Origin of the sequence: Bartonella sp. OD88NMGDW (assembly GCF_042193775.1) — a bacterium.
Lineage (GTDB): Bacteria > Pseudomonadota > Alphaproteobacteria > Rhizobiales > Rhizobiaceae > Bartonella > Bartonella grahamii.
Genome location: NZ_JBHIMA010000016.1, coordinates 7,255 through 9,722, shown reverse-complemented (window position 1 = coordinate 9,722; position 2,468 = coordinate 7,255). Strand labels below are relative to the sequence as shown.

Here is a 2,468-nt window from a genome sequence, read left to right as displayed (position 1 = left end):
CACCCCTTTGCTTATCACGTTTGATAAACATGGCGGCAGCAAAAGGACTTGCGGGTTTAACACTAACACCCCCATCAGAATTTGCCACCCGTACAAAGGGATCAATCAGGTAACAAAAATGCAACAATTAAACTTCCCCCTGAAGATACAGCGGAACTCGTAGCAGAGCTTGATAAAAAGTTACAAGAGCTTGTTCAAAACATCAAAGACAGAGAAAAAATAGAGCTTACCTTACCTCTTTTTAAAATTGCATTTAAAACGTCAAATAGAGGTTGGAAAAGCACTCAAGAACTACACAAATCCAACCTAACCATCATTATACAATGGAAAATGAAGGTGCATTTCTCCTTACATTAAGATTTTTAATAACACTTTGTTTTTAACATATTATATCTTTTTTTGCTTTTTGGGCTGATTTTGGAGCGAAGTTCACAATTTATAGATTTTTTTCAAAGGGGCTTAAAAGGCGGTTTTCTAGGCTTTCACAGAGTTTTTTTTAAATCTTCAAAGCCTTTTCCTATTTTTCCATTGAATCACAGTTTTTTCTCATTTTCACTATTTTTTAGATGTCAAAATCCATTTTGATAAAACGCCCATTTAATGGTGAAAATTAGTCATAAAAAAATCATAAACTCCCACCTATTCCCACTTAAAAAAAACTCCTGTCAAACGACAAACTTTCTTTTTTGTATATCCACAGCAGCATAGATACTGCTATTCTTTATTGCTCATTTCCTCTCTTCTTGTTTCTTTTTTCTAATATTTTCTCCATTCTTTTCTTTCTTGTTATAACTCAATAAAGTTTATCTCTAAACAATGCACAATAATAACACTATGATATACAATCAAAAAATATAAATAATTTATAATATTATAAAATAATTTTTATTTATAATTTAGTTTTATATTTATTTCATAATGAATAATATAATAATATAATAATATAACGTTATGTATTTTTTATAAAAAAACATTTTTATACTTTACATAAAAATAAAAACAATCTATTGATCTCCAAAGTAGAAAACCATTCATTTTGATATCCTTCTTGTAAGCGGGGGAAGAATGCGTGGGGCTTATAAGTTAAGGAAAATATCTAAATGTTTAAAAAATCTCTTTTATCCGGCACAGCTGCCGTAGCTGTCATGCTGTTTAGCACCCATTTCAGCGCATATGCGACAGTCCTAAGTGCTACAAGTAATGAAGACGTAAAAGACGTCTCCAGCGACGCCTCCGAAAAAAACTATGATGCGATTAAAGCAACAAATGCTGGAAAAATCATTGGCAAGGATTTAAAAATAACCGGTACTGAATCTGAAAAAACTGGTGTAACATCTACAGATCTTGGTAGCGAAATTACGTTAAAAGGCACAACAACCATTGAAAAAGCTGTGGATGGGATCCTAGCAAAAACAGGTGGTAAAATCACCAGCGAAGATTTAAAAATAAAAGGAGACGATACAGGAACTGGTGTAACAACCACAGATCCTGATAGTACAATTGAATTAACAGGCAAAACAACCATTGAAAAAGTTGCAAACGGGTTTCTGGTAAATAAGGGCAGTAAAGTCACTGCAAAAGATGTAACGATAATCCTTCCTGAAGCTAAAGAAGACAGCATTGGTATATTCGTCGATGGTGCTAATAGCGTGATTGAATTAACGGGTCAAACAACCATTAAAGACATTGCTGGCGGTGGTCTTAGGGCAACAACTGGTAGCAAAATCGTTAGTAAAGATTTAACAATAACCGGCTCTCAGAACGAAAAAAATACCAATAGCACCGGTATAGCGGCCTACTTGCCAAATACTATGATTGAATTAACAGGCAAAACAACCATTGAAAATATGGTAACTGGGCTTTATACAGCATTTGGTAGCAAAATCGTTAGTGAAAATTTGACAATAACCGGCTCTGAAACTGAAAAAAAGAGTACTGGCGCAAAAGCCGATGGCGCTAACAGCGTCATTACATTAAAAGGCACAACAACCATTGAAAAAGTTGCAAACGGCCTTGATATACAAAATACAGCTACAGCCAGTATGACCGGTGGTTCCATCACAGCATCTCAAATAGGTGCTCTTTTCAACGCTAGCGGAAGTGATGAAAATAAAAACACGCTGGACAATGTAAAAATATCGAGCAGCAAAGATGACGCCTTGATAGATAAAGGAATAAGTGCCGAAAAAAGCACTGTGTCTTTAAGCAATGTAACCGTCACTAAAGCGACAACAGGCATATTTGCAAATAATAACTCCACAATAACAGTCTCTGGAGGATCATTCGACGGAAAAACTGATGGGGTATATGCGAAAGAAGGCAGCACCATTACTTTAGACGAAAAAGCTGCAGTTACATCATCTGATGGTTATGGACTTCATGCAGAAGGTCCAAAAGCCCAAATCACGAAGACAAAAGGTGCTGTAAGTGGAAAACAAGCTGCATTATTTGCAGAAAAAGGTGGACAG

At 35.3% G+C, this 2,468-nt stretch carries 2 pseudogenes; both read left to right on the top strand.

Annotated elements, in window-relative coordinates:
- Window positions 1-114: 114 nt before the first annotated feature.
- Window positions 115-310: pseudogene (locus ACFIJR_RS08265) on the top strand (transcriptional regulator); the annotation flags it as partial.
- Between the two features lie 790 nt (window positions 311-1,100).
- A pseudogene (locus ACFIJR_RS08260) lies at window positions 1,101-2,468 on the top strand (autotransporter outer membrane beta-barrel domain-containing protein); the annotation flags it as partial.